At 76.3% G+C, this 24,670-nt stretch carries 21 protein-coding genes; 8 read left to right on the forward strand and 13 right to left on the reverse strand.

The genetic code is table 11. The features are described 5' to 3' along the window. Positions 1–151 precede the first annotated feature (151 nt). Positions 152–571 (reverse strand): winged helix-turn-helix transcriptional regulator, encoded by a 420-nt coding sequence (locus tag JN535_RS06555; RefSeq protein WP_205204642.1) that lies wholly within the window; start codon positions 569–571, stop codon positions 152–154. 144 nt (positions 572–715) lie between these two features. On the opposite strand from JN535_RS06555, the gene JN535_RS06560 reads away from it, so the two are divergent. After that, positions 716–1,588, forward strand: a complete 873-nt coding sequence (locus tag JN535_RS06560) for an aldo/keto reductase family oxidoreductase (RefSeq protein ID WP_240200673.1) — start codon at positions 716–718, stop codon at positions 1,586–1,588. Here the strand turns inward: JN535_RS06560 and JN535_RS06565 are convergent. Further along, positions 1,585–3,381, reverse strand: a complete 1,797-nt coding sequence (locus JN535_RS06565) for a siderophore-interacting protein (RefSeq protein ID WP_205203985.1) — start codon at positions 3,379–3,381, stop codon at positions 1,585–1,587. The two genes, JN535_RS06560 and JN535_RS06565, sit on opposite strands and share 4 nt — an antisense overlap. After that, on the reverse strand, positions 3,381–4,421 hold the full coding sequence (locus JN535_RS06570) for an ABC transporter substrate-binding protein (RefSeq protein ID WP_205203987.1): 1,041 nt from the start codon (positions 4,419–4,421) through the stop codon (positions 3,381–3,383). The genes JN535_RS06565 and JN535_RS06570 overlap by 1 nt, the downstream gene beginning before the upstream one ends. A gap of 171 nt (positions 4,422–4,592) precedes the next feature. Here JN535_RS06570 and JN535_RS06575 point away from each other — a divergent pair, with 171 nt between their 5' ends. After that, a complete protein-coding gene (locus JN535_RS06575; RefSeq protein ID WP_205203989.1) occupies positions 4,593–5,378 on the forward strand; it encodes a helix-turn-helix transcriptional regulator in 786 nt (261 codons plus the stop codon). 1 nt (position 5,379) lies between these two features. On the opposite strand, the gene JN535_RS06580 is transcribed toward JN535_RS06575, so the two are convergent. Beyond that, the gene (locus tag JN535_RS06580) at positions 5,380–5,958 is read right to left on the reverse strand and encodes a dihydrofolate reductase family protein (RefSeq protein WP_205203991.1); all 579 of its coding nucleotides are present in this window, start codon (positions 5,956–5,958) and stop codon (positions 5,380–5,382) included. A 121-nt stretch (positions 5,959–6,079) separates the two neighbouring features. Between JN535_RS06580 and JN535_RS06585 the strand changes: the two genes are divergently transcribed. Beyond that, positions 6,080–6,817, forward strand: coding sequence for a nucleoside/nucleotide kinase family protein (locus tag JN535_RS06585; protein WP_205203993.1), 738 nt, complete (start codon positions 6,080–6,082; stop codon positions 6,815–6,817). 87 nt (positions 6,818–6,904) lie between these two features. Here the strand turns inward: JN535_RS06585 and JN535_RS06590 are convergent, their stop codons facing one another. The 4 genes from JN535_RS06590 to JN535_RS06605 form a co-directional block, all read right to left on the reverse strand. Next, positions 6,905–7,378 carry an HNH endonuclease gene (locus JN535_RS06590; protein ID WP_205203995.1) on the reverse strand — a complete coding sequence of 158 codons (474 nt, stop codon included), beginning with the start codon at positions 7,376–7,378 and terminating at the stop codon, positions 6,905–6,907. A 299-nt stretch (positions 7,379–7,677) separates the two neighbouring features. Continuing rightward, on the reverse strand, positions 7,678–8,976 hold the full coding sequence (locus JN535_RS06595; protein ID WP_205203997.1) for a low temperature requirement protein A: 1,299 nt from the start codon (positions 8,974–8,976) through the stop codon (positions 7,678–7,680). Continuing rightward, positions 8,973–10,523 carry an ATP-binding protein gene (locus JN535_RS21195; protein WP_307868321.1) on the reverse strand — a complete coding sequence of 517 codons (1,551 nt, stop codon included), beginning with the start codon at positions 10,521–10,523 and terminating at the stop codon, positions 8,973–8,975. Before JN535_RS21195 ends, JN535_RS06595 begins: the two co-directional genes overlap by 4 nt. 46 nt (positions 10,524–10,569) lie before the next feature. Then, positions 10,570–12,246, reverse strand: a complete 1,677-nt coding sequence (locus JN535_RS06605) for an FAD-dependent oxidoreductase (protein WP_205203998.1) — start codon at positions 12,244–12,246, stop codon at positions 10,570–10,572. Between the two features lie 185 nt (positions 12,247–12,431). Between JN535_RS06605 and JN535_RS06610 the strand changes: the two genes are divergently transcribed. Genes JN535_RS06610 through JN535_RS06630 form a run of 5 tightly spaced genes read left to right on the forward strand, consistent with a single transcriptional unit; the run spans position 12,432 to position 20,766 of the window. Continuing rightward, positions 12,432–14,003, forward strand: a complete 1,572-nt coding sequence (locus JN535_RS06610) for a pyridoxal phosphate-dependent decarboxylase family protein (RefSeq protein WP_205204000.1) — start codon at positions 12,432–12,434, stop codon at positions 14,001–14,003. After that, complete coding sequence (locus JN535_RS06615; protein ID WP_205204002.1) at positions 14,000–15,415, forward strand: lysine N(6)-hydroxylase/L-ornithine N(5)-oxygenase family protein; 1,416 nt, start codon at positions 14,000–14,002, stop codon at positions 15,413–15,415. Before JN535_RS06610 ends, JN535_RS06615 begins: the two co-directional genes overlap by 4 nt. After that, positions 15,412–17,880 carry a GNAT family N-acetyltransferase gene (locus tag JN535_RS06620; RefSeq protein WP_205204004.1) on the forward strand — a complete coding sequence of 823 codons (2,469 nt, stop codon included), beginning with the start codon at positions 15,412–15,414 and terminating at the stop codon, positions 17,878–17,880. Before JN535_RS06615 ends, JN535_RS06620 begins: the two co-directional genes overlap by 4 nt. A gap of 1 nt (position 17,881) precedes the next feature. After that, a complete protein-coding gene (locus tag JN535_RS06625) occupies positions 17,882–20,116 on the forward strand; it encodes a penicillin acylase family protein (RefSeq protein ID WP_307868322.1) in 2,235 nt (744 codons plus the stop codon). Then, positions 20,113–20,766 (forward strand): GNAT family N-acetyltransferase, encoded by a 654-nt coding sequence (locus tag JN535_RS06630; protein ID WP_205204006.1) that lies wholly within the window; start codon positions 20,113–20,115, stop codon positions 20,764–20,766. Before JN535_RS06625 ends, JN535_RS06630 begins: the two co-directional genes overlap by 4 nt. 72 nt (positions 20,767–20,838) lie before the next feature. Here JN535_RS06630 and JN535_RS06635 read toward each other — a convergent pair whose 3' ends face one another. The 5 genes from JN535_RS06635 to JN535_RS06655 form a co-directional block, all read right to left on the reverse strand. Beyond that, entirely contained in the window at positions 20,839–21,201 is a 363-nt protein-coding gene (locus JN535_RS06635; RefSeq protein WP_205204008.1) for an ACT domain-containing protein, read from the reverse strand. Positions 21,202–21,264: 63 nt separating this feature from the next. Continuing rightward, positions 21,265–21,807 carry a hypothetical protein gene (locus JN535_RS06640; RefSeq protein ID WP_205204015.1) on the reverse strand — a complete coding sequence of 181 codons (543 nt, stop codon included), beginning with the start codon at positions 21,805–21,807 and terminating at the stop codon, positions 21,265–21,267. 61 nt (positions 21,808–21,868) lie between these two features. After that, positions 21,869–22,960, reverse strand: a complete 1,092-nt coding sequence (locus JN535_RS06645) for an NAD(P)/FAD-dependent oxidoreductase (protein ID WP_205204023.1) — start codon at positions 22,958–22,960, stop codon at positions 21,869–21,871. Beyond that, complete coding sequence (locus JN535_RS06650) at positions 22,957–23,502, reverse strand: isoprenylcysteine carboxyl methyltransferase family protein (protein ID WP_205204025.1); 546 nt, start codon at positions 23,500–23,502, stop codon at positions 22,957–22,959. The genes JN535_RS06645 and JN535_RS06650 overlap by 4 nt, the downstream gene beginning before the upstream one ends. Further along, on the reverse strand, positions 23,499–24,635 hold the full coding sequence (locus JN535_RS06655; protein ID WP_205204027.1) for a type III polyketide synthase: 1,137 nt from the start codon (positions 24,633–24,635) through the stop codon (positions 23,499–23,501). Before JN535_RS06655 ends, JN535_RS06650 begins: the two co-directional genes overlap by 4 nt. Positions 24,636–24,670 lie beyond the last annotated feature (35 nt).

Genomic DNA, 24,670 nt, shown 5'->3' on the forward strand with positions numbered 1-24,670 from the left:
CGGGTGGCGTGGGGACCGGTCGGCACGACGTGCTGGGGGCGTCGTGCCGACCGGGTGCTTCGTGGCCCCGGCGTGTCTCTCGACGGCCGGCGCGGCCGCGGCAGACTCGTGCCGTCAGTCGTCCGCCCGGACCCGGAGGCGTGCAGCGCCGTCAGGCGGTGCGGGCGTCGTAGTCCTCGCGGTTGGCGGACACCTCGTCCATGTGGTCCTGCGCCCACGACTTGAGGGCACGCATCGTGTCCTGGAGGGAGACGCCGAGCTCGGTCAGCTCGTAGGAGACGGTGACCGGCACGGTCGCGACCACGGTGCGGGTCACCAGGCCGTCGCGCTCCAGCGACCGCAACGTCTGGGTGAGCATCTTCTGGCTGACTCCGGCCAGTCGGCGGGCGAGCTCCGAGAAGCGCATCGACCTGGCTTCGGCGTCGGGCCCGGAGCAGGCGTCGCCCAATGCCGCGAGGATCAGGGTGACCCACTTGTTCGAGAGCCGGTCGAGCAGCTGGCGGCTCGGGCACGCGGCCAGGAAGGCGTCGTACTCGGCCTTCGCCTGGACGCGCTGCTGGGCGGCGGTCATCGTCACGATCAGTCCTCCTCGCGACACCGAGGTGCCTTACGCACTTTCAGGTGCCTACTTCCGTCGAGAAACCGGTGCTCGCATCCTGGCATGCCGAGAGGGCTCGCACGACGAGCACTCCGCTCCGAACCGAAAGGCAGCACCTTGAGCACCGTTTCGACCACGCTTCCCGGCGGCACCTGGACCCTGGGCGACCTGACGGTCACCCGCTTCGGGTACGGCGCGATGCAGCTCGCCGGCCCCTGGGTGGTAGGACCGCCCGCCGACCACGACGGCGCGCTCGCCGTCCTGCGCGAGGCTGTCGACCTCGGCATCACCCACATCGACACGAGCGACGCCTACGGCCCGCGGGTCACCAACGAGCTGATCCGCGAGGCGCTGCACCCGTACGACGACTCGTTGTGCATCGTCACCAAGGTCGGCGCCGACCGCGACGCCCAGGGCGGCTGGCCCACCGCCCGACGGCCCGAGGACCTGCGCCGGCAGGTGCGGGAGAACCTCGAGTCGCTGGGCCTGGAGGCGCTCGGCGTGGTCAACCTGCGCCTGGGTGACGCCCAGGGCACCGTCCAGGAGCCTGTCAGCGAGGCCGTCGAGGCGCTCGTCGAGATGCAGCACGAAGGCCTGATCCGTCACCTCGGCCTCAGCAACGCCACCCCGGAACAGGTCCGCGAGGCGCGGTCGCTCGCCCCGATCGTGTGCGTGCAGAACATGTACAACCTCGCCCTCCGGCACGACGACGACCTGATCGACGAGCTGGCTCGCGACGGCATCGCCTACGTGCCCTTCTTCCCCCTGGGGGGATTCACGCCGCTGCAGTCCTCAGCACTGTCCGCGGTGGCGCAACGGCTGCGCTCGACCCCGATCGCGGTGGCGCTGAGCTGGCTGCTCCGGCGCTCGCCCAACGTCCTGCTCATCCCGGGGACCTCGTCGGTCACGCACCTGCGCGAGAACGTCGCCGGCGCGGCCGTCGAGCTCTCCGCGACCGACCTCGCCGAGCTCGACCGGATCGGGCACTAGCCTTCCGAGGCACGAGGGCGGGCGTGCCGGGCGGCGAGCTCGACGCGTTCGACCCCCCAGCCGAGCGCCTCGTGCCGTTCGACGCGCCAGCCCGCACGCTCCGCGAGGCGGGCGACGTCGGCGGGCGTGCGCGGCGCCGCGCCGGTGGTCGCCAGCGAGAGCAGCGCGTGCTCGTGCGCGTGCGGGCTGAGCCCGTCGGGCGTGAAGTCCTCGATGAGGACGGCGCGCGGCGCGGCGGCGCGCATCGCGGCGAGGAGGTCGACCACCTCGTCGTCGGTGCGGTGGCCCGCGCCCAGCGCGCACACGGCGACGTCGACCGCGGGCCACGTCTCGGCCGCCGCGTGCGCGGTACCGGCGCCGGCCCGCTCGCGCAGGACCCCGAGGGGGACCGCGTCCTCGACGAGCGTCGTCGCGCGCTCGCCCGGGACCTCGGTGAGCAGGTCGGCGACGACGAGCGCGCCGGGGCCGCCGAGCGCGACCGACCGCGCGTCCGACCAGACCGGCCAGGTGCCGAGGCCCGTGAGCACGTACGGGAGCACGTCGGCGCCCTGGACGACCTCCGCGGCGCGCTCGGCGTCCGCCTCGACCTCGGCACGCAGCGTCCGGCCGCGCGACCGCGACCAGGCCGGTGCGCGGTCGCGCAGCGCGGGGGCGAGCGCGGCGAGCGCCAGGACGGCGTCGGCCTCGAGCCCCTCGTACTCCTCGCGCTCGTGCTCGTCGTCGAGGAGGTCCTCGCCCGCGTCGCCCAGGCTGACCGTGTCGCCGTCGAGCGCCACGACGCCAGACGCCGCGAGCACGCCCACCAGCGCGCGGACCGCGCCCGGCGCGACACGCGCGACGTCGGCGAGGGTCGCGACGTCGCGGGGGCCGGCGCCGAGCTCGTCGAGCAGGCCGAGCTGCAGCGCCGCGCGGGTCGCGAACCAGGGCACGGGGGACGGGACCCCCACGGGCTGCGGCTCCGCCTCGGCCGCGAGCCGCGGGGCCGGCGCCGGGGCGGTCGCCGGCTCCGCGTGCCAGTAGCCCGTGACGTCGACGTGCGTGCGGGGCACGGCGCGCTCGCGCGTGAGGTAGCGCCGCACGGGCAGCAGCGCACGGCTCTCGCTCGCCGCCCACGCGTAGACCTGGCCGGGCCACCATGCGAGGGCGCGCACGGCCTCGTCGAGCGCGGCGCGGTCGCCCTCCGGCGCGACGACCCACCGCAGGGTGTCGCCCTCGCGCAGCGCGAGGTCCTGCCGGGCCGCGTCGGCACCGATCGTCACGACGACCTGCACGGGCACGTCGACCGGTCGCTCGTCGAGGAAGCGCCCGATCGCGGGCAGCGCCGTCTCGTCGCCCGCGAGCAGGGCCCAGTCGACGTCGTCGGGCCAGACGGTCGAGGCCTTGGGACCGACGAACCACAGCTCGCTGCCCGGGCGCGCTGCCTGGGCCCACGCCGCGGCCGGGCCGTCGCCGTGCAGCACGAGGTCGAGGTCGAGCTCACCTGCCGCCGCGTCCCAGCGGCGCGGCGTGTAGTCGCGGCCCTGCCGGTTCGGCGCGGGCGGCCAGTCGATCCCGTGCGCGCGCTGCACGGGCAGCGCGGAGGCGACGTCGCCGTCGGACGCGAGCACGATCTTCACGTGGTCGTCGAACCACGGCGCGTCGAACGCGGGCATCGGCATGCCGTCGCGCTCGAAGGCCCCGAGCTGGGGCCCGGCGAGGGTCACCCGGCGCATGCGGGGCGTGACGTCCACGACGCGCGCCACCTCGACGCGGCGCAGCACCAGCGGGTGCGTGCGGAGGCGGTGCCGGGCCATCAGGAGAACTGCTCCTCGACGACGTCGAGCAGGGCCATGGCCTCGTGGTAGTCGCCGCGGATCGTCCACGTGGGCAGCTCGTGGGCCGTGCCCGCCGCGAACGACGGCAGGCCCGCGTACACCGGGTCCGCGGCGAGCGCGTCGAAGTCGACCTCGGCACCGTTGAACCCGATGACGAACACGTTCGGCGCGGTGACCACGGAGGTCACCTGCTCGGCGGAGACCTCGAACATGTCGCCGCCGGCGGTGTACGGCTCGGCGCCGGTCTGCTCCTGGATCGGCTGGATCGCGAAGCCCAGCTCGGCGAACGTGTTCGGCAGCGCCTCGCCCTCGATCAGCGCGAACGTCGTGCCCTGCGACGTCAGCGCGAGGAACGCCGTCTCTCCCTCGGGGACCGTGATGGCGTCCGCCACCTCGGCGACCCGGGCGTCGTACCCGGCGACGAGCTCGTCGTACGTCGCCGCGTCGTCGAACACGTCCCGGGCGAGGAACGCGAACTGCTCCTGCCACGTCGTGAACGTGCCGCTGACGAGGACGGTCGGGGCGATCTGGCTCAGGCCGTCGTAGACGTCGGTGGCCTGCTTGAGCGGGAAGCCCCAGCCGCCGCCCACGATGAGGTCGGGCTCGAGGGCGAGGATCGCCTCGAGGTTGTAGCCGTCGGCGCTCCACTCGACGAGCTCGGTGCCGTCGGCCTCGGCCTCCGCGGCCCAGAAGGGTGAGAACGCCGGGTCCGGGTCGTCCGTCACCTCGGGGACCGTGGCGAGCACCGGCACGTCGAGCGCGTACAGGTACCCGGCGAGGGCGTGGTTGAGCACGACGACGCGCTGCGGGTCGGTGGGGACGGTGACGTCACCCTGGTCGGTCGCCACGACCCGTTCGGCGGCGGTCTCGGACGTGGTCGTGCCGGGTTCCGCGGACGGCTCGCCGCCCGCGTCGGACGGCGTCGTGTCGGCGGAGCAGCCCGCCAGCGCGAGCGTCGCGGCGGCGACGAGCGCGCTCAGCGCGGCGAGGGGGCGGGCGGGGCGACGTGACGACGGCATGGCACCTCACACTCTGGGAGCAGGGACGCGGGGGCCGCACGGCGTACCGGGGCGCACCTCGCGAGGTTAGGCTAACCACACCTGAGGGCCGGGCCGCGTCCGAACGTGACACGGCCCGTCCCGAAGACGACACGCGACCGGGACCCGCGGGCCCGGGGGAGAGGAGCGCGCATGAACCCGACCGCGCTGGCCGCCGTCGTCCCCGAGCACTCCGTCCGCTTCCTCGGGCACGACACCCACGCCCACGACGAGCCGCACCTCGTCCACGTCGTCGCCGGGACCGCGGAGCTCGTCGTCGACGGCGTGCCCCTGACCCTGCGGACGCACGAGAACCTCTGGCTCGCCCCGCGGGTGCCGCACGCGATGCGCCTCCCCGGCGACTCGATGGCGCTCGGCCCGGTGCTCTCGCCCGGGGTCCGGCCGCCGGCGCGCGTCCACCGCCTCGGCGTGGTGCCCGCCCTCACCACCGTGCTCACGGCCGTCCTGTGCGCGGCCCCGGCGACGCCCGAGCAGGTCGCGCCGTTCCGCGCCGCGCTCGAGGACGTCCTGCGGGGGCTCGCGGGCGACTACTTCGCCCTCCGGCTGCCCGTGCACCCCGTCGCACGGGCCGTGGCGGAGGAGGCCCGCCGGGGCGTCGCGACGCTCGACGAGCTCGCCGACCGGCGCCGCGCCAGCGCGCGGCACGTCCAGCGCCTCTTCGTCGAGGAGACCGGGCTCGCGTTCGGGCGCTGGCGCACGCGCGCCCGCCTCAACGTCGCCGTCGCCCGGCTGCGCGGCGGTTCGCACCTCGACGCCGCGGCCCGTGCCGCGGGCTACGCCTCGCGCGCCGGGCTGCTGCGCGCGCTGAGCCGGGAGACCGGCCTGCCGGCCGCGGACCTCGCGCGCGACCCGGTCGCGGCGCTCGCGGCTGGTCCGCCCGACGTGGCGGCGGACCGGGTCGTGCCGGCCAGCGCGTGAGCTAGGCCTGTCCGCTCGCCGCGCCGGCCTCCCGGACGACGCGGTAGCGCAGCGCGGTGCGCGCGCCCACGTCCTCGACCCGCACCTTCTCGAGGACGGCGGGCGCCTCGCCGTCGAACAGCCGGACGCCGCCCCCGAGGAGGACCGGCATGACCTCCACCGCGAGCTCGTCGACGAGCCCGGCGGCCCAGAGCTGGCGGAAGACGTCGGCCCCGCCGATGAAGGTCACGTCGCGCTCGCCCGCGGCGTCGCGGGCCTGCCGGACCGCCGACGCGACGCCGTCCGTGACGAACGTGACCCACAGCCGCTCGTTGCGCTTGGGCGCGACCGGCGGCGGCGTGTGGGTGACGACGAAGATCGGCACCTGGAACTCGTAGCCGTCCGCGTAGCCGTCGGGGTCCGGGGCCATGTCGTACGTGCGCCGGCCCATGAGGACGGCGCCGGTGCGCTCCTGGAGCTCGCGCAGGTACGCGCTGCTCGCCAGCTCCTCGAAGTCCGCGTACAGCGCCTCGATGCTTCCGTCGGCGTCCTGGACGTAGCCGTCCAGCGACACCGCTGCTCCTGCGACCACCGTGGCCATGTCGTCCTCCCGAGCTCGCGGTCCTGGGTCGAGGGGTGAGACCCGCCCCGCGCCGACGACTCATCGGTCCCGGCACCGCCGACCCGCGCGCCGCGCGTCCGCGGCACGGGAGACTGGGCGCATGACCGTCGAGAAGGATGCCGTGCCCCTCGTGCCCGGAACCGCGCAGTCGTCCGCCGGGGTCGCGGACCCGGCCGTGCTCCTCGCGCGCGTGCGCGCGCTGCGTGAGCGGTCGGGCGGCGCGCGTGTCGTCGTCGGGATCGCGGGCAGCCCGGGCGCGGGCAAGACGACGCTCGCGCTGAGGCTCGCGGAGGCGATCGGACCGGAGGCGGTGCACGTGCCGATGGACGGCTTCCATCTCGCGAACGCGACCCTCGACCGGCTGGGCCGCCACGAGCGCAAGGGCGCTCTCGACACGTTCGACGGCTGGGGCTTCGTCGCCCTGCTGCGCCGGGTGCGCGAGGAGCCCGACCGCACCGTGTACGCGCCGTCGTTCCACCGCGAGGTCGACGAGCCGGTGGCCGGGGAGATCGCCGTCGAGCCGTCGCACGCGGTCGTCGTGGTCGAGGGCAACTACCTCCTGGTGGCCGAGGAACCGTGGGATCGCGTGCCAGGCCTGCTCGACGAGGCGTGGTTCTGCGGCACCGACCCCACGGAGCGCGAGCGGCGCCTCGTCGACCGGCACACGCGCCACGGGCGCACGGTCGAGGCGGCGACCGCCTGGGCGAGCGAGGTCGACGGGCGCAACGCGCTGCTCGTGGAGCCGACCCGCTCGCGCGCCGACCTCGTGGTGTCCGGTGCGATCCGGTTCGACGCCGTGCCTCCGGCGAGGTCCACGTCGGCGGAGAGGACGGGGTAGATCGCGGCGGTGCGGGGAAGCCCGGCCGGTGTCACCGCCACCGGCCGGGCGGCCCGCGGACCGACCGGGAGACCGGTCGGGGACCCGTCAGCGCCTGCGCGGGGCGGGCGCCGACGGGTAGATGTCGCGGAACGCGGGCTCGAACGGGCGTCTGAGCATCCGCAGACCCGCCTGCTCCGGGGTGCGGCCGCCCTTGGCGGCGTTGCACGGCTCGCACGCGGCGACGGCGTTGAGCCACGTCGTGGTGCCGCCCTGGCAGCGGGGGACCACGTGGTCCATGGTCGTCGCGGTCCCGCCGCAGTACGCGCAGCGGTACCGGTCGCGGCGCAGCAGGGCCGCGCGCGAGTACGGCACGCGCCCCTGGCGCTCGTACACCCACCGCGCGTGCACGTACCGCACGAGCGCGACGGAGCGTGGCTGCTGGTACGGGCCGAACGTCTCGCCCTCCACGGCCTCGAGCACCTCGGCGACCCGCCGGTGCAGCATGCGGATCGCGTGGCGCAACGACACGCGGCCGAGCTCCTGGCTGCCGCCGAGGTTGTAGATGACCACCTCGCTCATCGTCGCGCCTCCTGTCGTGTCGGTGGCCGTGGCGGCCGTGACGTGGGGCCGAGCTGGGGTGGACGACGAGAGCCGCCCCAGGACGGTGCCCCAGGACGGCTCTGCAGATGGACGACGTACGTCGTCTACCTGAGGAGCGCCCTTCGGGACGGGTCGGTGGACCACTGGTGCAGCACGCGGGTCCACCTCTCCTTCACCGGTCGTCATGGTCGAGCGTCCGGGCGGGTTCGACCGGACGCCACGAGGCTATGCCCCCGATCGTCCGACGTCCACGATTTTGCGCGGGCAGGTCACCGTCGTCAGGTGGCCGCCCCGGCCGGCGCGCGCGCCCCGCGAGGCCGGCCGGCGACGGCGAGCTGCACGAGCAGCGCTCCCGACAGCACCCAGACGAGGCCGGCCGCGGAGATCGTCCCGCCCGCGAGCCACGCGACCGCGCCGGCGACGACGACCGGGACGGCGACCAGGACCGCGGTGCGCGCGTCGCGCAGCGCGGCGTGCACCCCCGCGGACACGAGCCCGTGCACGGCGAACGCCCCGACGAGCAGCGCGAGCTCGGCCGGGTCGAGCGCGCGCGCCGGACGGTCGAGGACGCCCCCGAGCGCGCCCGCGAGCGTCGCGAGCGCCCCGGTGGTCACCAGGTGCAGGAACCACGCGGACCGCGGCCGTACCCCGGCGGGACGCAGCAGCGCGACGCCCGCGTAGCCCGACCGCACGGTGAGCGCCCACAGGCCCACGAGCAGGGTGAACGCGCCCGCTCCGGCGACGAGCAGCGTCCGGTCCCACTCGGCGGCGCTCGCGGCGTCGATCGCCTGGATGAGTCCCTCGCCGAGCACGATGATGACGAACAGGCCCAGTCGCTCGCCGAGGTGCGGCACGTCGCTCGCCGCCGCGTCGACCGTCTCGGGCACCTCGAGGTCCCGGGCGTCGCGTCCGCCGCCACGGCGCCGCCCCTCGACGTCGTGCCCCTCGCGCCGTGGCACGCGCCCGGCACGGTCTCGCCGGGATCCCGGCCCACGACCTCGGCGCTCGCGGACCTCGTCGAGGCGCTCCTGGGCCCGGTCCACGAGGCGCTCGCCCGAGAGCGTGAGGAGCAGCAGCAGGTCGATCGCGAGGCCGACGGCCCAGAGCGTGTACCGGGTCTGCCCGTCGAACCACCACGACACGATCCAGGGGACGACGCCGGTCAGCGCCTGCACCGCGGGCAGGTCGACGACGACGGTCGTGCGTCGCCAGGGCCGCGCGGCGACGAGCCGGCCCACGACGTACGCGACCGCGAACGCCCGGGCGTGCTCGTCGTGGATGCCGGGCACCGCGGCGACCATCACCGCGAGCGCGGCCATCCCGGCGAGGATCGGCAGCGGCCGGGCGCCCTCGCCCGCGACGTTGCCGTACGTGGTGAAGCAGGCCCACACGAGCCAGAACGCGGTGTACGCGACGACGTACAGGGCGAGCCCGCCGCCGTCGTGGTCCTCCTGCAGGAGGTGGGCGAGCATGCCGATGCCCGCGACGACGACGAGGTCGAAGAACAGCTCGAGCCACGACGCGTGGCGCTCCTCGCCGACGGGCGACGTTCCCGCGGCGGGGGCGGGGGCCGTCATCGGTCGGTGTCGGCGCCGGGCCCCGGGGCGGCCGCCGCCGGCTCCAGCGGGAGCCGGACGACGAAGCGGGTGTCGCCGGGCACGGACGTCACCGTGAGGTCGCCGTGGTGCTTGTTGACGACGATCCGCCACGAGATGTCGAGGCCGAGCCCGGTGCCCTGCCCGACCGGCTTGGTCGTGAAGAACGGCTCGAAGATCCGGGGACGCACGTCGTCGGGGATGCCCGGCCCGGTGTCGGCGATCTCGACCTCGGCGTGGTCGTCGGCGCGGCGGGTCGTGACCGTGAGCGTGCCGGCCCCGCCCATCGCCTGCGCGGCGTTCTCGACGAGGTTGGTCCACACCTGGTTGAGCTCGGCCGCGTAGACGGGCACGGGCGGCAGGCCGGTGTCGTAGCGGCGCACGACCTCGACGCCCGCGAGGGCGTGGTCGAGCATCGTCAGGGTCGAGTCCAGGAGCTCGTGCAGGTCGACGGGACGGAACGGCGCCCGGTCGAGCTGGGAGTACTGGCGGGCCGCGCCGACCAGCGTGGAGATGCGCACCGTGGCGTCCTCGATCTCGGCCATGAGCTGCTCGGTCTCGATCGTGTACGCGAGCCAGCTCACCGCGCCGGTGAGCGCGCCGGCGTCGACGCGCTCGGCGACGCGGTCGAGCCACGGCTCGTCGATGCCGGCCTGGACGAGCGCGGGCGAGACGCGCCAGCCCTCGGGCATGCCGTGGTCGTCGAGCCAGTCGGTGAGACGGTCCTCCAGGTCGGACGTCTCCAGCGCGCCGACGGCGTCCGCCGTACGGGTGTCCGCGTACCGTTCGAGCGCCTCCTCCTGGAGCCGGATCAGCTCGGCGAGGGTGGCGCGGTCGTAGGGTCCGTCGGCGATGAGCGCGAGCTTGTGCCGCATGGCGGCGACGCGCTCGCGCAGCGTCCCGGTCGCGCGCACCGCGGCCGCGGCGGGGTTGTTGAGCTCGTGCGTGAGGCCTGCCGACAGCGACCCGAGGGCGAGCAGCCGCTCGCGCTGCCCGACGAGCTGCTGCGCGTCGCGCGTGCCCCAGAACACGCCCTCGAGCAGGTGCACGGCCATGGGGAACCACTCCGTCATGAGCTTGGCGAAGTCGTGCGCCGCGAGCACGAAGAAGCGCGACGGCTCCAGGGCGCGCGCCGAGTGCAGGTACGTCTGGGGGAGCCGGTCGCCGAGGTAGGCGTTCCACGCGCCCAGGTACACGCCGACCTGGCGCGTGCGCGAGACCTCGACCTCGTCCTCGCCGACGCGCCGGTAGAGCGCGACACCGCCGTCGAGCATGACGTAGAACGCCTCGGCGGGCGTGCCTTCGTGGAACAGCCAGCCCGCGTCGTGCCGCTCGACGTGGCCGGTCGCGCACAACCACGCGAGCTGGTCGTCGGTGAGGTGCTCGAACAGGAACGTGGCGCGCAGCTCGTCGACGTCGCACGGCAGCCAGCCGCGCGCGGCGGCGGCCGCGGCGGTGCCCGTGGGGGCGGGTGCTCCGGAGGTGGCGTCGGCGGGCGGGGTGGTGGTGGGGTCCTCGGTGCTGGTCACGGTGTCGCCTCCGGGTTCGGGTCGGGGCTGTGTCGCGGGACGGTGGTCAGAGCTGTTCGAGGTAGCGGTGGACGAGCATGACGGCCATGGCGCCCTCGCCGACGGCGGACGCGACGCGCTTGGCGGACTCGGCACGCACGTCGCCGGCGGCGAACACGCCCGGGACGGACGTCTCCAGGTGGTAGGGGGGACGGTCGAGCGTCCACCCGGCGGGCGGGGCGCCGTCGTGCAGCAGGTCGGGGCCGGCGAGCACGAACCCGCGGGGGTCGCGCGCGACGACGCCGTCGAGCCAGTCGGTGCGGGGCGCTGCGCCGATGAACACGAACGCCCACCCGCACTCGACGCGCGTGGTCTCGCCGGTGTCGACGTCGCGCAGCTCGAGGTGCTCCAGGTGGTCGTCGCCCGACGCCGCGACGACCTCGGTGCGGGTGAGGACGCGCACGCGCGGGTGGGCCTCGACCTGCTCGACGAGGTAGGACGACATGGACCGGGCGAGGGAGTCGCCGCGCACGACGAGCGTGACCTGCTTGGCGTCGCGCGCGAGGTAGAGCGCCGCCTGCCCGGCGGAGTTGGCGCCGCCGACGACGTACACCTCCTGGTCCTGGCACGCGGACGCCTCGGTGAGCGCCGAGCCGTAGAACACGCCGCGGCCCACGAGGTCGGCGAGGCCCGGGCCGTCGAGCAGCCGGTAGGAGACGCCGGACGCGAGGATCACGGTGTGCGCGTCGATCGACGTGCCGTCGGGGAACCGCACGGAGCGCGCCGGACCGTCGACGTCGAGCTCGACGGCGTCGCGCGTCGTGACGATCTCCGCCCCGAACCGCACGGCCTGGCGCCGGGCGCGCTCGGCGAGCTGGGCGCCGGAGATGCCGTCGGGGAACCCGAGGTAGTTGTCGATGCGCGAGCTCTGACCGGCCTGGCCGCCGGTCGCGGTGCGCTCGACGAGCACCGTCCGCAGGCCCTCCGACGCCCCGTAGAGCGCGGCGCTGAGCCCGGCGGGTCCGCCACCGACGACGACGAGGTCGTAGAAGTCGGCCGCGGGCCGCGTGGCGAGGCCGACGCGCTCGGCGAGCGTCGCGTCGTCGGGCGCGACGAGCGCCTGGCCCTCCGGCGTCACCACGAGCGGGAGGGACTCGCCGTCGGCCTGGGCGGCGGTGAGCAGGCGAGCTCCCTCGGCGGACTCGGACGGGTACCACCGGTAGGGCACGCGGTTGCGCGCGAGGAACTCGCGCACCTGCGACGACCGCGCCGACCACCGGTGCCCGACGACGACGGTCTCGGCCGGCCGGCGCCGGTCGGTCGCGGACCATGCCTCGAGCTGGGCGTCCACGACGGGGTAGAGCTTCTCCTCGGGCGGGTCCCACGGCTTGAGCAGGTAGTAGTCGAGGTCGACGACGTTGATCGCCTCGATCGCGGCCTCGGTGTCCGCGTAGGCGGTGAGCAGGACGCGTCGGGCGGCCGGGAAGAGGTCCATCGCCTGCTCGAGGAGCTCGACGCCGGTCATGCCGGGCATGCGGTGGTCGGCGAGCACGACGGCGACGTCCTCGCCCCGCAGCGCGAGCTCGCGCAGCGCGTCGAGCGTCGCGGCGCCCGACTCGGCGCGCACGATGCGGAACCGGTCGCCGTAGCGGCGGCGCAGGTCGCGCGCGACCGCGCGCGAGACCCCGGGGTCGTCGTCCACGGTGACGATGGCGGGGCGGGTCGTCGCGACGGTCGGTTCCACACGGCCTCCTCGGGGAGCCACGGACGGGCGACTGCCATCCTCCCGCCGGGATGGTCCCGCGTCCACGGCGGCGTGGCGCAGGTCACTCTTGACGGCCGTCCGCACTGCGCTAGGTTAGGCAAGGCAAACCTCAGGTTGCCCGCCGCGATCCGTGGCGGTCCTCTCCCCGCACGTGGAGCCTCGTCATGCTCTCAGCACGATCCGTCGCGCCCGCGCACGGCCCCTCGACCTCCCCGGCCCTGCTCACGGGCGCGACCGCGGGCGACTACGCGAGCACCCTGCACGCCGTCGTCGACGACGTGGCGGCGCGCGCGGCCGCGGTGACCCAGCCCTGGTCGGGCGCGAGCCGGGCGCACCTCGCGACGCTCGTCGACGCGGTCGACCTCGACGCCCCGGGCGTCGGCACCGACGCCGCGCTGCGCGAGGCCGCCGACCTCTACGCGACCCACGCGGTGTGGTTCCACGACCCCGCGTACGCGGCCCACCTCAACTGCCCGGTCGCGCTGCCCGCCGTCGGCGCCGAGGCGATGCTCGCGGCGGTCAACACGTCCGTCGACACGTTCGACCAGTCGACGGTCGCGACGCTCATGGAGCGCCGCGTCGTCGCGTGGACCGCGCGCCGCGTCGGGTACCCCGCCGGCGACGGGGTGCTCACCTCCGGGGGCACGCAGTCCAACCTGCACGCGCTCTTCCTCGCCCGCGAGCGCGCGGTCGAGCGCGCGGCGCGCGCGGGCGGACCCGGTCGGTCCGCCGTGCTGCCGCGCCTGCGCGTCCTCGCGTCCGCGTCGAGCCACTTCAGCGTGGCCCGCTCGGCCCTGCTGCTCGGCCTGGCGGACGACGCGGTGGTCCACGTCGACGCCGACGCCGACGGACGCCTCGACCCCGCGGCGCTCGCGGCGGCGATCGGCGCGGTGCGCGCGGGGGGTGAGGTCGTCATGGCGGTCGTCGCGACCGCGGGTACGACCGACCGCGGCTGCGTGGACCCCCTCGCGGCGGTCGCGGACGTGTGCGACGCGACGGGCGTGTGGCTGCACGTCGACGCGGCGTACGGCTGCGGGCTGCTCGTGTCCCCGACGCGCCGGCACCTGCTCGACGGGATCGAGCGGTCCCGCTCGGTGACCGTGGACTACCACAAGGCGTTCTTCCAGCCCGTGTCCGCGAGCGCGCTGATCGTGCGCGACCGCGCCGACCTGGAGCGTGTCGCCCACCACGCGGACTACCTCAACCCGCGCGAGAACGCCGAGCCCAATCAGGTCGACGTGTCGCTCCAGACGACCCGGCGCTTCGACGCGCTCAAGCTCTGGGCGACGCTGCGCGCGCTCGGCCCGGACGGCGTCGGCGCGATGGTCGACGCGGTGTGCGACCTCGCCGCGGCCGTGCACGCCGACCTCGCCCACGATCCCGACCTGCGGGTGCTCGCTCGCACCGACCTGTCCACCGTCCTGTTCCGCTACGAGCCGCCGGGCCTGGCCGCGCGGCACGCCGACCGGCTCGTGCCGCTCGTGCGGCGCGTGCTGTTCGAGTCCGGGCGCGCGGTCGTCGCCAAGACGGTGCTCGACGGCGTCCCGTGCCTCAAGCTCACGCTGCTCAACCCGGCCGTGACGCTCGCGGACGTGCGCCGCGTCCTCGACCTCGTGCGCACGACCGCGCAGGCGCTCGTCGAGCGCGACGCGCTGCTGGAGGACGGGGACGGCGACGACGCGCACGCCGCGGAGCTCGTGGCCTCGCTCGCGACGGCCGGGGCGGTGGCGCGATGAGCGTCCGCGACGTCGTCGGCGTCGGCATCGGGCCGTTCAACCTCGGCCTCGCGGCGCTGTCCGCGCCCCTCGACGACCTCGACGCCGTGTTCCTCGACGCCGCGCCCGAGTTCCGCTGGCACCCCGGCATGATGATCGAGGGCGCGACGATCCAGGTCCCGTTCCTCGCCGACCTCGTCACCATGGCGGACCCCACGTCGCCGTACTCGTTCCTCGCGTTCCTCAAGGCCACGGGGCGCCTCTACCCGTTCTACATCCGCGAGTCGTTCTACCCGCTGCGCGCCGAGTACGACGCCTACTGCCGCTGGGTCGCGGCGCGGCTGACCTCGCTGCGCTGGTCGCGGCGCGTCGTCGCCGTCGAGCACGACGCGGCCGCCGACGCGTTCCTCGTGCGGGCCGAGGTGCTCGACGCGGACGGCGCCGTCACCGGCACCGAGGAGCACCGGGGCCGCCACCTCGTGCTCGGCGTCGGCACCGCGCCCGTGCTGCCGCCGGCGCTGCGGGCGCTCGCGGACGAGGTCGCGCGCGGCGAGCACCCCGGCGCCGGGCCGCTCGTGCACAGCGCGCAGTACCTGCCGCACCGCGACGCGCTCGTCGCTGCCGGGTCGGTCACGGTCGTGGGCAGCGGCCAGTCGGCCGCCGAGGTGTACCGCGACCTGCTCGACGGCGTGCACGGTGACGCCCGCAGCCCCGGGTACCGGCTCGACTGGGTGACCCGCTCGCCGCGCTTCTTCCCGATGGAGTACACCAAGCTCACGCTCGAGATGACGTCGCCGGAGTACACCGACCACTTCCACGCCCTGCCGCTCGAGCTGCGCCAGCTTCTCGGTCGTGAGCAGCGCGGCCTGTACAAGGGGATCAGCGGCGACCTCGTGGACGAGATCTACGACGCTCTGTACCGTCTGAGCCTCGACCGCCCGGTGCCGACGACGCTGCTCACGGACACGGAGGTCGTGGCCGCGCGCTACGAGCCGCGGGCGGGTGAGGCGGGGGAGTACGTGCTGCGCCTGCGCCACGCCCAGCTCGGGCGCGAGGTCGAGCGCCGCACGCGCGCGCTCGTCGCCGCGACGGGCTACGCGGCGGCGGTCCCCGCGTTCCTCGACCCCGTGCGCCACCTGCTCCGGTTCGACGAGCTCGGGCGGTTCGACGTCGCGCGCGACTACACGGTCGACGACGCGCGAAGGGTCCACGTGCTCAACGGCGAGGAGCACACGCACGGGATCACCGCCCCGGACCTCGGGTTCGCCGCGTGGCGCAACGCCGTGGTGCTGCGGACCGTCACAGGCCGCGAGGTGTACCCGGTGGAGGAGCGGATCGCGTTCCAGACGTTCGGCCTGCCCGACGACGCGGCCGCCGCCCCGGTGACCGCGCCCGTGGGCGTCGGCGAGCGCGCGGGAGGGGAGGCCCGATGAGCACGGTGACCACCCCGCCGTCGTCCGCGGTCCCGACGGGCGACCGCGCTCCGGCCCCGGACCCCGTGTTCGCGGTGCGGGTCCGCCTCGGCGCGGGTCGTGCGGACGTCTCGTTCGACGCCGTCGACCCGGCGCGCGACGCCGGGCTCGTGCAGGGCTGGCTCGCCCACCCGCGCTCGGCGTTCTGGCAGCTCGGCCACCTCGACGTGGACGGCGTGCGGGGCTACCTCGCCGAGGTGACCGCGGACCCGCACCAGGACGCGTGGCTCGGCCGCGTGGACGGCGTGCCGGCGTTCCTCGTCGAGACCTACGACCCGGCGCGCGTCACGCTCGCCGACGTCCCCGCGGCCGTCGCGCACCTGGAGCCGGGCGACGTCGGGATGCACCTGCTCGTCGCGCCCCCGGCCGGTCCCGCGCGCAGCGGGTTCACGTCCGCGGTGATGGGCGCCGTCGTGCGCTTCTGCCTCGACCGCGCCGGGCGCGGGGCGCGGCGCGTCGTCGTCGAGCCCGACGTGCGCAACGTCGCGATCGCGGCGAAGAACGCGGCGGCCGGGTTCCGTGTGCTGGCCGAGCTCGAGCTGCCGGGCAAGACGGCGCACCTCGCGGTCGCGACGCGCGCCGACCTCGACGCGAGCCCGCTGGGGGACGGCGTCGACGTCGTCCCGCACCTGCGCGCCGACCTGGCCGAGCGCGCGCACCGCCACCTCGTCGCCAAGGCGATCGCCGAGCTCACGCACGAGCGCCTGCTCGCACCGCGCGCCGAGGTCTGGCCGGTCGAGCCCAACGGCCCGGGCCAGTACGTGCTGCCCGTCGCGGGCGGCGCCGTCGAGTACCGCTTCGTCGCGCGTCGCTACGCGCTGGAGCACTGGGTGCTCGACGAGGCGTCGATCCGGCGCACCGCCGTGGCCCCGGGGCCGTCCGGACAGGCGGGCGCGCCGCGCGACCTGCCCGTCGACGCCCTGGACCTCGTCGTCGAGCTGCAGCCCGACCTGAACATCCCCGACGACCTGCTTGCGACCTACCTCGAGGAGGTGTCCTCGACGCTCGCGAGCGCGACCGCCAAGCTCGAACGGTACGAGCGCACGGGGGGCCCGAGCGCCGTCGACCTCCTCGACGCCTCGTTCCAGGAGGTCGAGGCGGCCATGACCGAGGGGCACCCGGGGTTCGTCGCGAACAACGGGCGCATCGGGTTCGGCCTCTCCGAGTACCGCGCCTACGCGCCCGAGAACGGCGGGCGCGTGCGCCTGGTCTGGCTCGCGGCACGGCGCGAGCACACGCACCTCGCGCTCGGCGCCGGGCTCGACGAGGCGTCGCACTACGCGGGCGAGCTCACCGCCGACGAGCGCGCCGCGTTCGCGGACCGGCTCGCCGCGCGCGGACTCGACCCGGCCGACTACCTCTACCTGCCCGTGCACCCGTGGCAGTGGGAGCACCGGGTGCCCATCACGTTCGCCGCGGACGTCGCGCGCGGCGACCTCGTGCCGCTCGGGCAGGGCGCCGACGAGTACCAGCCGCAGCAGTCGATCCGCACCCTGTTCAACCGCACCCGCCCCGGGCGTCACTACGTCAAGGTCGCGCTCGCGATCCAGAACATGGGGTTCCTGCGCGGCCTGTCGCCCGACTACATGCGCGACACGCCCGCGATCAACGACTGGGTGGCCGACCTCGTCGCCGCCGACCCCGAGCTCGGCGGTCGCGGCTTCACCGTGCTGCGCGAGCTCGCCTCGGTCGGGTACACCGGCGACGTCTACCACCGCACCGCCACGCCGTCCCCGCACCGCAAGATGCTCGCCGCCCTGTGGCGCGAGAGCCCCGTGCCGCGCACCGCGCCCGGGGAGCGCCTCGCCACCATGGCCTCGCTCCTGCACCGCGACGCCGACGGCGCCGCGCACGCGACCGCGCTCGTGCGCGCCTGCGGCCTCGACCCCGCCGACTGGGTGCGCGCCTACCTCGACGCCTACCTGCGCCCGCTCGCCCACGCCCTGCTCGCGCACGACCTCGCGTTCATGCCGCACGGCGAGAACCTCATCCTCGTGCTGCGCGACCACGTCGTCGTCCGCGCCGTCATGAAGGACGTCGGCGAGGAGATCGCGGTGCTCGGCGACGCCCCGCTCCCGTCCGGCGTCGAGCGCGTGCGCGCCGTCGTCGACGGCGAGGAGAAGGCTCTCGCGATCTTCACCGACGTGTACGACGGCGTCCTGCGCCACCTCGCCGCGATCCTCGCCGGAGACGGCGTGCTGCCCGAGGACCGGTTCTGGCGCCTCGTCGCCGAGTGCCTCGACGCCCACCGGGCCGACCACCCCGACCTGCGCAGCGGCGTCGACCTGCGCGCACCACGGTTCGCGCACTCGTGCCTCAACCGGCTCCAGCTGCGCAACACGCTCCAGATGGTCGACCTCGCCGACCAGTCCGCGTCCCTGCTGTACGCGGGCACGCTCGCCAACCCCGCCGCGCGGGACGCCTGACGTGCGCGCCCCGGCGACCCCGGACCTCCCGCGCGGCGGGTTCGCCGTGCACCGCGACTCGTGGGGCGTGCCGCACGTGCGTGCCGCCGACGAGCTCGCGCTCGCCCGCGGCCAGGGCTACGTCACCGCGCTCGACCGCGGCTGGCAGATCGAGGTCGACCGGTGGCGCGCCGAGGGGCGCCTCGCCGAACGCCTGGGCGAGCCCGGCCTCGCGTGGGACCGGTTCGCCCACCGCGTCCGCCTCGCCGACACCGCGCGCCGCGCCTACGCGGCGCTCACGGACGACGACCGCGCCTGGGTCGACGCGTACACCGCCGGCGTCGACGAGGGCCTGGCCCGGGGCCGCGACGTGCCCGAGCTGCACGCGCTCGCCGACCCGGCGTGGCCCGGCGGGGGCGACCTGCCCCCGCACGAGCCGTGGCCCGCGTGGGCGCCGCTCGGCGTGTTCCTCGTCGCGCACGTCCTCTTCTCCGGCTTCCCGCACGTGCTGTGGCGCGACCACGTCGCCCGCACGCTCGGGGCCGCCGTCGCGCGGTCGCGGCCCGACGTGCCGCTCACCGACGTGCTCGACCTGCTCGCCGTCGACGGCGGCCCCGGCTCGGGGTCGAACGCGTGGGCGCTCGCGGGCGCGCGCACGCGCAGCGGGGCGCCGCTGCTCGCGGGCGACCCGCACCGCCTGCTCGAGCTGCCGGGGGTTTACCAGCAGGTGCGCCTCGCGTGCGCGGACTACGACGTGCTCGGCCTCGCCTTCCCCGGCGTGCCGGGGCTCCCGCACTTCGGCCACGCCGGTGCCGCGGCCTGGGGCGTGACGAACGCGATGGCGCACCACGTCGACGTCGTCGCCGAGCGCCTGCGCCGGACCGCCGACGGCGGGGTCGAGGCGCTGGGGCCGGACGGCCCCGAGCCCGCGGACGTCGTCGTCGCGACCGTGCGCGTGCGCGCCGCCGGCGGGCCCGTGGAGCACCGGGTGGAGACGGTCGAGACGGCGCGCGGCGTCGTCGTGACCGGCGGCCCGGACGAGCCCGACCGCACGTTCGCGGTCCGCCTGCCCGCGCGCGTGGACGCCGACCTCGGCGTCGCGGCGTGGCGGCGGCTGCTGCGCGCCCGCTCGGCGCGCGACGTGACGGACGCGTTCGCGACGTGGGCCGACCCGGTGGACCGCGTGCTCGCGGCGGACCGCGACGAGGTGCTGTCCGTCACCGCGGGCCGCGTGCCGCGCCGGGAGGCGGTCGAGCGCGTCCTGCCGCTGACCGCGTGGTCCGACGCCGCGCGCGACCGCCCGTGGGTCGTGCCGCCCGGGCCCGTGGCCGTCGACGACGTCGCGGTCGACGCGAACGAGCGCCCCGCGCGCCCGGAGATCGACCTCGGCCACACGTACGCACCGCCCCACCGCGCGCGGCGCATCCGCGCGCTGCTCGACGCGGCCGGTGACGACGGGACGGCCGCGGACCAGTCGCGCGTGCACGCGGACACGCTGCTCGCCGGGGCCGGCGAGCTGCTGCGGTGGCTCGACGAGGCCACGGGCGAGGCGGGCTCGCGCGATCCCGGGTCGGTGCGCGCCGCCCGCCGTCTGCGCGACTGGGACCGCCGCATGGACGCGGACGGCGCGGACGCCGCCCTGTTCGCCGCGTGGCGCTCCGCGCTCGCGCGCCGGGTCGCCGCGCACCCCGCGCTCGCACCCCTGCACGCGCCGCACGGGCTCGACCCGATCTTCGCGCCGTGGCTGTCGGTCACCGCGCGCGTCGCGGACGCGCTCCCGGCGCTGCTCGGCGCCGCCTGGCTGGGGATCGACGGGGCGGGCGAGGCGTGGACCGCGCTGGGGGAGGTCGTCCGGGGCCCCGGGGGCAGCGACGACCCCGGCCGGGCAGGCCCGGACCGGACGGGCGCCGCGCCCGTGTGGGGCGACACCCACCGCGTGCGCGGGCTCCACGTGCTCCTCGACGTGCCGGGCGCGCCGGTCCCGGACGTGCCGGACGTGCCGCTCGGCGGCGACACGGACACCGTGCGCTGCACCGCGAGCGTGCCGGGGATCGCCGACGTGTGCGTGCGCGGGTCGGTCGCGCGCTGGGTGTGGGACCTCGCCGACCGGGACGCGAGCCGGTGGGGCGTGCCGTTCGGCGCGAGCGGGGACCCGCGCTCGCCGCACTTCGCCGACCAGCTCTGCGCGTGGGCCGAGGCCGAGACCGTGCCCGTCGTGACCGACTGGGCCCTGCTGCGCCACGAGGAGACCCGATGACCACCCCTGCCGTGACGACCGAGCGCGTCCCGGACGCGCACGAGGGGAGGCTGCGGAACGGGGCCCCGGGCGAGCTCCTGCTGGCGCACGACGCCCCCGGCGGGGGCCGGCTGACGGTCCGCGTGCTCGACCCGGACGCCGACCTCGACGTGCTGCACGACTGGGTGACCCGGCCGTGGGCGCGCTTCTGGGGGCTCGCGGAGCTGACGAGGACCGAGCTGCGCGACCTGTACGCCTACGTCGGCGCGCTGCCCACGCACCACGCGTTCCTCGTGCGCTGGGACGAGACTCCCGTGGCGCTGCTCCAGACGTACGAGCCGGAGCACGACCCGGTCGGCGAGGCGTACCCGGTGCGGCCCGGCGACGTCGGCGCGCACTTCCTGCTCGGGGCCCGTGGGCCCCGCGGCGCGGACCTGTGGGGCGCGGTCGGTCCGCTGCTCGTCGCGTTCTGCTTCGCCGACGCGCGCGTGGACCGCGTCGTCGTGGAGCCGGACGCCGCGAACGCGCGCGCCCACGCCCGGATGCGCGCGCTGGGCTTCGAGGTCGCCGACCGCGTGCGCGTGGGGGAGAAGGACGCGGTGCTCGCGTTCCTCACCCGCGAGCGGTCCCGGGGCATCCTCGAGGCTGCCGCGGCGGTCGCGCGCGACTGAGGCACGCTGCCGGGCGCTCGTTCCTGTGGCGGACCGGCCTCGGCGGCGGCGGGGGCTCGCCCCGGCGGGGCCTCAACGGGGACCGGCGACGGCGTGCCCGGCGTCGCGGAGCGCGCGCGTGGCCGGGTCGAGGCGCGCCTCGGGCACGAGCACGAGGTCGGCGTGGAACGTGGACGTGACGAAGACGGGGATCCCCGCCTCGGCGAGGGGGCCGACGACGGACGCGAGCACGCCCGTCGCTTCCAGCCCGTGGGCCGAGCCGTAGAACCCGGCCCACCGCTCGGCCTCGTCGAACGGCGACGCGTGCCGCACGACCGTGAGCCCCTCCGGGGCGCGCACGAGCGCGACCCACTCGTCGTCCTCGGGGAACGTGGCGCCCGGGACGTGGGCGAGGAGGAAGCGGTCGGGGACGACGTGCAGGTCGAGTGAGGTCATGGGCGCACCGTAGCCGCCCGCGCCCACAGCGTCCTGGAGCCGCGGCGTGCGCTCGACCGTGGGCTACGGTGCGAGCGCGAGCAGCGGGTCGGGGTCGTCGACGCCGACGAGCACCGTGGTCGCCGTGACGCGTCGTGTGCCCGCGACGCGGGCCGTCACCGGTGCGCCGAGGTCGAGGCGGACGACCGGCGACCGGGTGGACCGGACGAACGACACGACGCCCGCGGCGGGCTCGTCCGCGGTCTCGTCCGCGACGTCGTGGCCCGCGCCGAGCTCGACGGGCCGTGCCGCGGTGCCTCGGTACTCCGTCGCGCGGACGACGTCGGCCCGGGGGACGACCACACCGCCGACCCAGCCGAACCGCAGGACGAGCGCGTCGGCGCCGAGCCGGTAGGACGCCCACAGGGGCGAGGCGAGGGCGACGACGAGGACGAGCGTCGCGACCCCGAGGACCACGTCGACGACGAGTGCCGCGACGTCCGGCAGGAGCGCCCCGGCGACGAGGTGCACCGTGACGACCTCGACCGCACCGAACGCGACCATCCCGGCGACGAGCGCAGCCCACTGCCGGCGGGGACCGGCTCCGAGCCGTGGTGACGACGCCATGCGGCGAACGCTACCGGTCGCCGTCCGGCTCCGGGCGACCGTCTCGCGCCGCGGGGGGTGCTCAGCGGGCGAGGCGCTCGACGACCGCGCCGTACAGCCACGGGGCGGCGCTCGCGGCGGGCACGATCGCGCCGCGGGCGGGGCTGCCCGCCCAGGCGAGCAGCCCGGTCGTCAGGACGCGGTAGTCGCGCGTCGCGCGCGCCCAGGCCCGCTCGTACGCCGCGGCGTCGTCGAGGTGGCGCACGACGGCGTCGGCCTGGGCGAGCCCGACGCGCACGCCCTCGCCCGTGAGCGCGTCGACGTACCCGGACGCGTCGCCGACGAGGCGCACGCGCCCGGCCGTGCGTCGTCGCGCCCGCTGGCGCAGCGGCCCGGCCCCGCGCACGCGGCCCAGCACCGGTGCGCCGCGTAGGTGCTGCGCGAGCTCGGGAAAGGCGTCCAGCCCCGTGGCGGCGCCGTTCCGGGGCCCGGAGCCCGGCGCCCGGCTCGCGGGGGCGCGGTGGGTGAGCACGGCGACGCCGACGACGTCGGGCGCGACCGGTGTCACGTACGCCTCGGCGTGCGGGGCCCAGTGCACCTCGACGAGGTCGCTCCACGGGGCGACGCGGTAGTGGGTACGCAGCCCGAACCGGGCGCGGCCGCGCGCGCGGGCGTCGAGCCCGGTGAGACGCCGGACGGTGGAGTGCAGCCCGTCGCACCCGAGCACCCAGGCGGCGCGCACGACCGAGCGCGGGCCGCCCTCCTCGCGTGCCGCGTCGAGCGCGACGTCGACCCCGCGCGCGTCCTGGTGCAGCGCGCGCACGGTCGCGTGCTCGATCGTCACCCCTTCGGCGAGGGCGCGCTCGCGCAGGGCCGCGTGCAGGGCGGTGCGCCGCACGCCGCGCCCCGGCCCGGCCGCGAACGGGTGGTCGGCGTGGCGCGCGGCGTCGCGGTAGCTGATGCCCGCGAGCGGGTGCCCGGGCGGGTCGACACCGAGGTCGAGCACCGCGGCGAGCGCGCCGGGCAGCAGGCCCTCGCCGCACGCCTTGTCGATGACGCCCGCGCGGCGGTCGACCACGACGACGTCGTGCCCGGCCCGGCGGGCGTGCAGCGCGGCGGCGAGCCCGACGGGCCCGCCGCCGACGACGAGCACGTCGGTGCGCGCGACGCTCACGACGACGCCGGGCGGGGCCCGCCCGCGGTGGCGAGCGCGAGCGCCCGCTCCTCGGCCGGGATGCGGAACCGCGCCAGGAGCACGGCGTCGAGGACGGTGAACGCGAGCGCCGTCACCCAGCACGAGTGCACCAGGGGGAGGGCGAAGCCCTCGACGACGACCGCGACGTAGTTCGGGTGGCGCAGCCACCGGTACGGCCCCCGGGCCACGAGGGGGAGGCCGGGCACGACGATGACGCGCGTGTTCCACCGGGGTCCGAGGGTCGCGATGCACCACCAGCGCAGGCCCTGGCTCGCGAGCACGAGGACGAGCATGGGCCAGCCGAGCCACGGCAGGAAGGGCCGGTCGGCGAGCCAGGCCTCGGCGACGCACGCGACGAGGAGCCCGGTGTGCAGGGCGACCATGGCCGGAAAGTGCCCGCGGCCCGACTCGACGCCGCCTCGCGCGAAGGACCAGCGGGCGTTGCGCGCGGAGACGACGAGCTCCGCGAGCCGTTCGAGGGCCGTGGCGCCGACGAGCGCGACGTACCAGGCGAGGCTCATGCGCGGGCCCCCGCGCGCGGTGCCCCGCGACCGTCGACGCGCAGGAGCACGAGCTCGGTGCTGACCCCGGGACCGAAGGCCACGAGGACGGCGGGCGTGCCGGACGGCGTCCGGTGGCGCCCGAGCGTCGCGGCGAGCACGTGCAGCACGGACGCCGACGACAGGTTCCCGACGTCGCGCAGCGAGGCCCGGCTCAGCGCGAGGTCGTCCTCCGCGAGCCCCAGCGCGTCGCGCACCGCGTCGAGGACGCGCGGGCCGCCGGCGTGCACGACCCACGCGCCGACGTCGGCCGGCTCGAGGTCGTGCTCGGCGAGGAGCGCCTTGACGTCCCCGAGCAGGTGCGCCCCGATGAGCTCGGGCAGGCGCGCGGACAGGACGATCTCGAACCCGGTGTCGCCGACGCGCCACCCGAGGTCCCCCGTGGTGCCGGGGTGCAGGTGCGAGCGGGAGTCGACGATACGCGCCCCGCCCGACCGCCCGCCGTCGTCCGCGGCCCGTCCGTACGGGCCGGGGCGCCGCGCGAGCGGGTGCTCGTCGCCCACGAGGACGGCCGCGGCCGCGCCGTCGCCGAACAGGCCCGACGCGACGAGGTTCGCCGTCGACGGGTCGCCGCGCTGCAGCGTGAGGGAGCACAGCTCGACCGCGACGAGGAGCGCGACGTCGCGCGGCCGCCCGCGCAGCAGGTCGTCCGCCCGGGCGAGCCCCGCCGCGCCCCCGGCGCACCCCCACCCGAACGACGGGGTGCGCCGCACGTCGCTGCGCAGACCGAGCCGGGCGGCCACGAGGACGTCGAGCGTGGGCGCGCCGACACCGGTGACGGTCGTCAGGACGACGTGGTCCACCTCGTCCGCGCACAGCCCCGCGTCGTCGAGCGCGGCCCGGCAGGCGCGCTCCGCGAGGTCGGTGCCGAGCGCGAGGAACGTGTCGTTGGCCGACCCGAACGACAACCCGCCGTAGTCCTCGATCGGCAGCGCGAGGTGACGGGTCTCGACGCCCGCGTGGGCGTGCAGGCGGCGCGTGAGCGCGCGTCGCACCGGGTCGTCGGTGAGCAGCTCGCTCGTGACCCGGGAGATCTCGTCCTGGCGGTACGCATGGTCGGGCAACGAGGTCCCGACGGCGACGACGCGCGACATGCCCGCATCGTCGCACCGGCCCCGTGCGCCCGCGC

The sequence above is a fragment of the Cellulosimicrobium cellulans genome (assembly GCF_016921195.1).
GTDB classification, from domain to species: domain Bacteria; phylum Actinomycetota; class Actinomycetes; order Actinomycetales; family Cellulomonadaceae; genus Cellulosimicrobium; species Cellulosimicrobium cellulans_F.

Coding starts and splice junctions, on each gene's coding strand:
- JN535_RS06555 (WP_205204642.1), bottom strand. CDS start 571: ATGACCGCCGCCCAGCAGCGCGTCCAGGCGAAGGCCGAGTACGACGCC.
- JN535_RS06565 (WP_205203985.1), bottom strand. CDS start 3,381: ATGGCCCGGCACCGCCTCCGCACGCACCCGCTGGTGCTGCGCCGCGTC.
- JN535_RS06570 (WP_205203987.1), bottom strand. CDS start 4,421: ATGCCGTCGTCACGTCGCCCCGCCCGCCCCCTCGCCGCGCTGAGCGCG.
- JN535_RS06575 (WP_205203989.1), top strand. CDS start 4,593: ATGAACCCGACCGCGCTGGCCGCCGTCGTCCCCGAGCACTCCGTCCGC.
- JN535_RS06580 (WP_205203991.1), bottom strand. CDS start 5,958: ATGGCCACGGTGGTCGCAGGAGCAGCGGTGTCGCTGGACGGCTACGTC.
- JN535_RS06585 (WP_205203993.1), top strand. CDS start 6,080: ATGACCGTCGAGAAGGATGCCGTGCCCCTCGTGCCCGGAACCGCGCAG.
- JN535_RS06590 (WP_205203995.1), bottom strand. CDS start 7,378: ATGAGCGAGGTGGTCATCTACAACCTCGGCGGCAGCCAGGAGCTCGGC.
- JN535_RS06595 (WP_205203997.1), bottom strand. CDS start 8,976: ATGACGGCCCCCGCCCCCGCCGCGGGAACGTCGCCCGTCGGCGAGGAG.
- JN535_RS06610 (WP_205204000.1), top strand. CDS start 12,432: ATGCTCTCAGCACGATCCGTCGCGCCCGCGCACGGCCCCTCGACCTCC.
- JN535_RS06615 (WP_205204002.1), top strand. CDS start 14,000: ATGAGCGTCCGCGACGTCGTCGGCGTCGGCATCGGGCCGTTCAACCTC.
- JN535_RS06620 (WP_205204004.1), top strand. CDS start 15,412: ATGAGCACGGTGACCACCCCGCCGTCGTCCGCGGTCCCGACGGGCGAC.
- JN535_RS06630 (WP_205204006.1), top strand. CDS start 20,113: ATGACCACCCCTGCCGTGACGACCGAGCGCGTCCCGGACGCGCACGAG.
- JN535_RS06635 (WP_205204008.1), bottom strand. CDS start 21,201: ATGACCTCACTCGACCTGCACGTCGTCCCCGACCGCTTCCTCCTCGCC.
- JN535_RS06640 (WP_205204015.1), bottom strand. CDS start 21,807: ATGGCGTCGTCACCACGGCTCGGAGCCGGTCCCCGCCGGCAGTGGGCT.
- JN535_RS06650 (WP_205204025.1), bottom strand. CDS start 23,502: ATGAGCCTCGCCTGGTACGTCGCGCTCGTCGGCGCCACGGCCCTCGAA.
- JN535_RS06655 (WP_205204027.1), bottom strand. CDS start 24,635: ATGTCGCGCGTCGTCGCCGTCGGGACCTCGTTGCCCGACCATGCGTAC.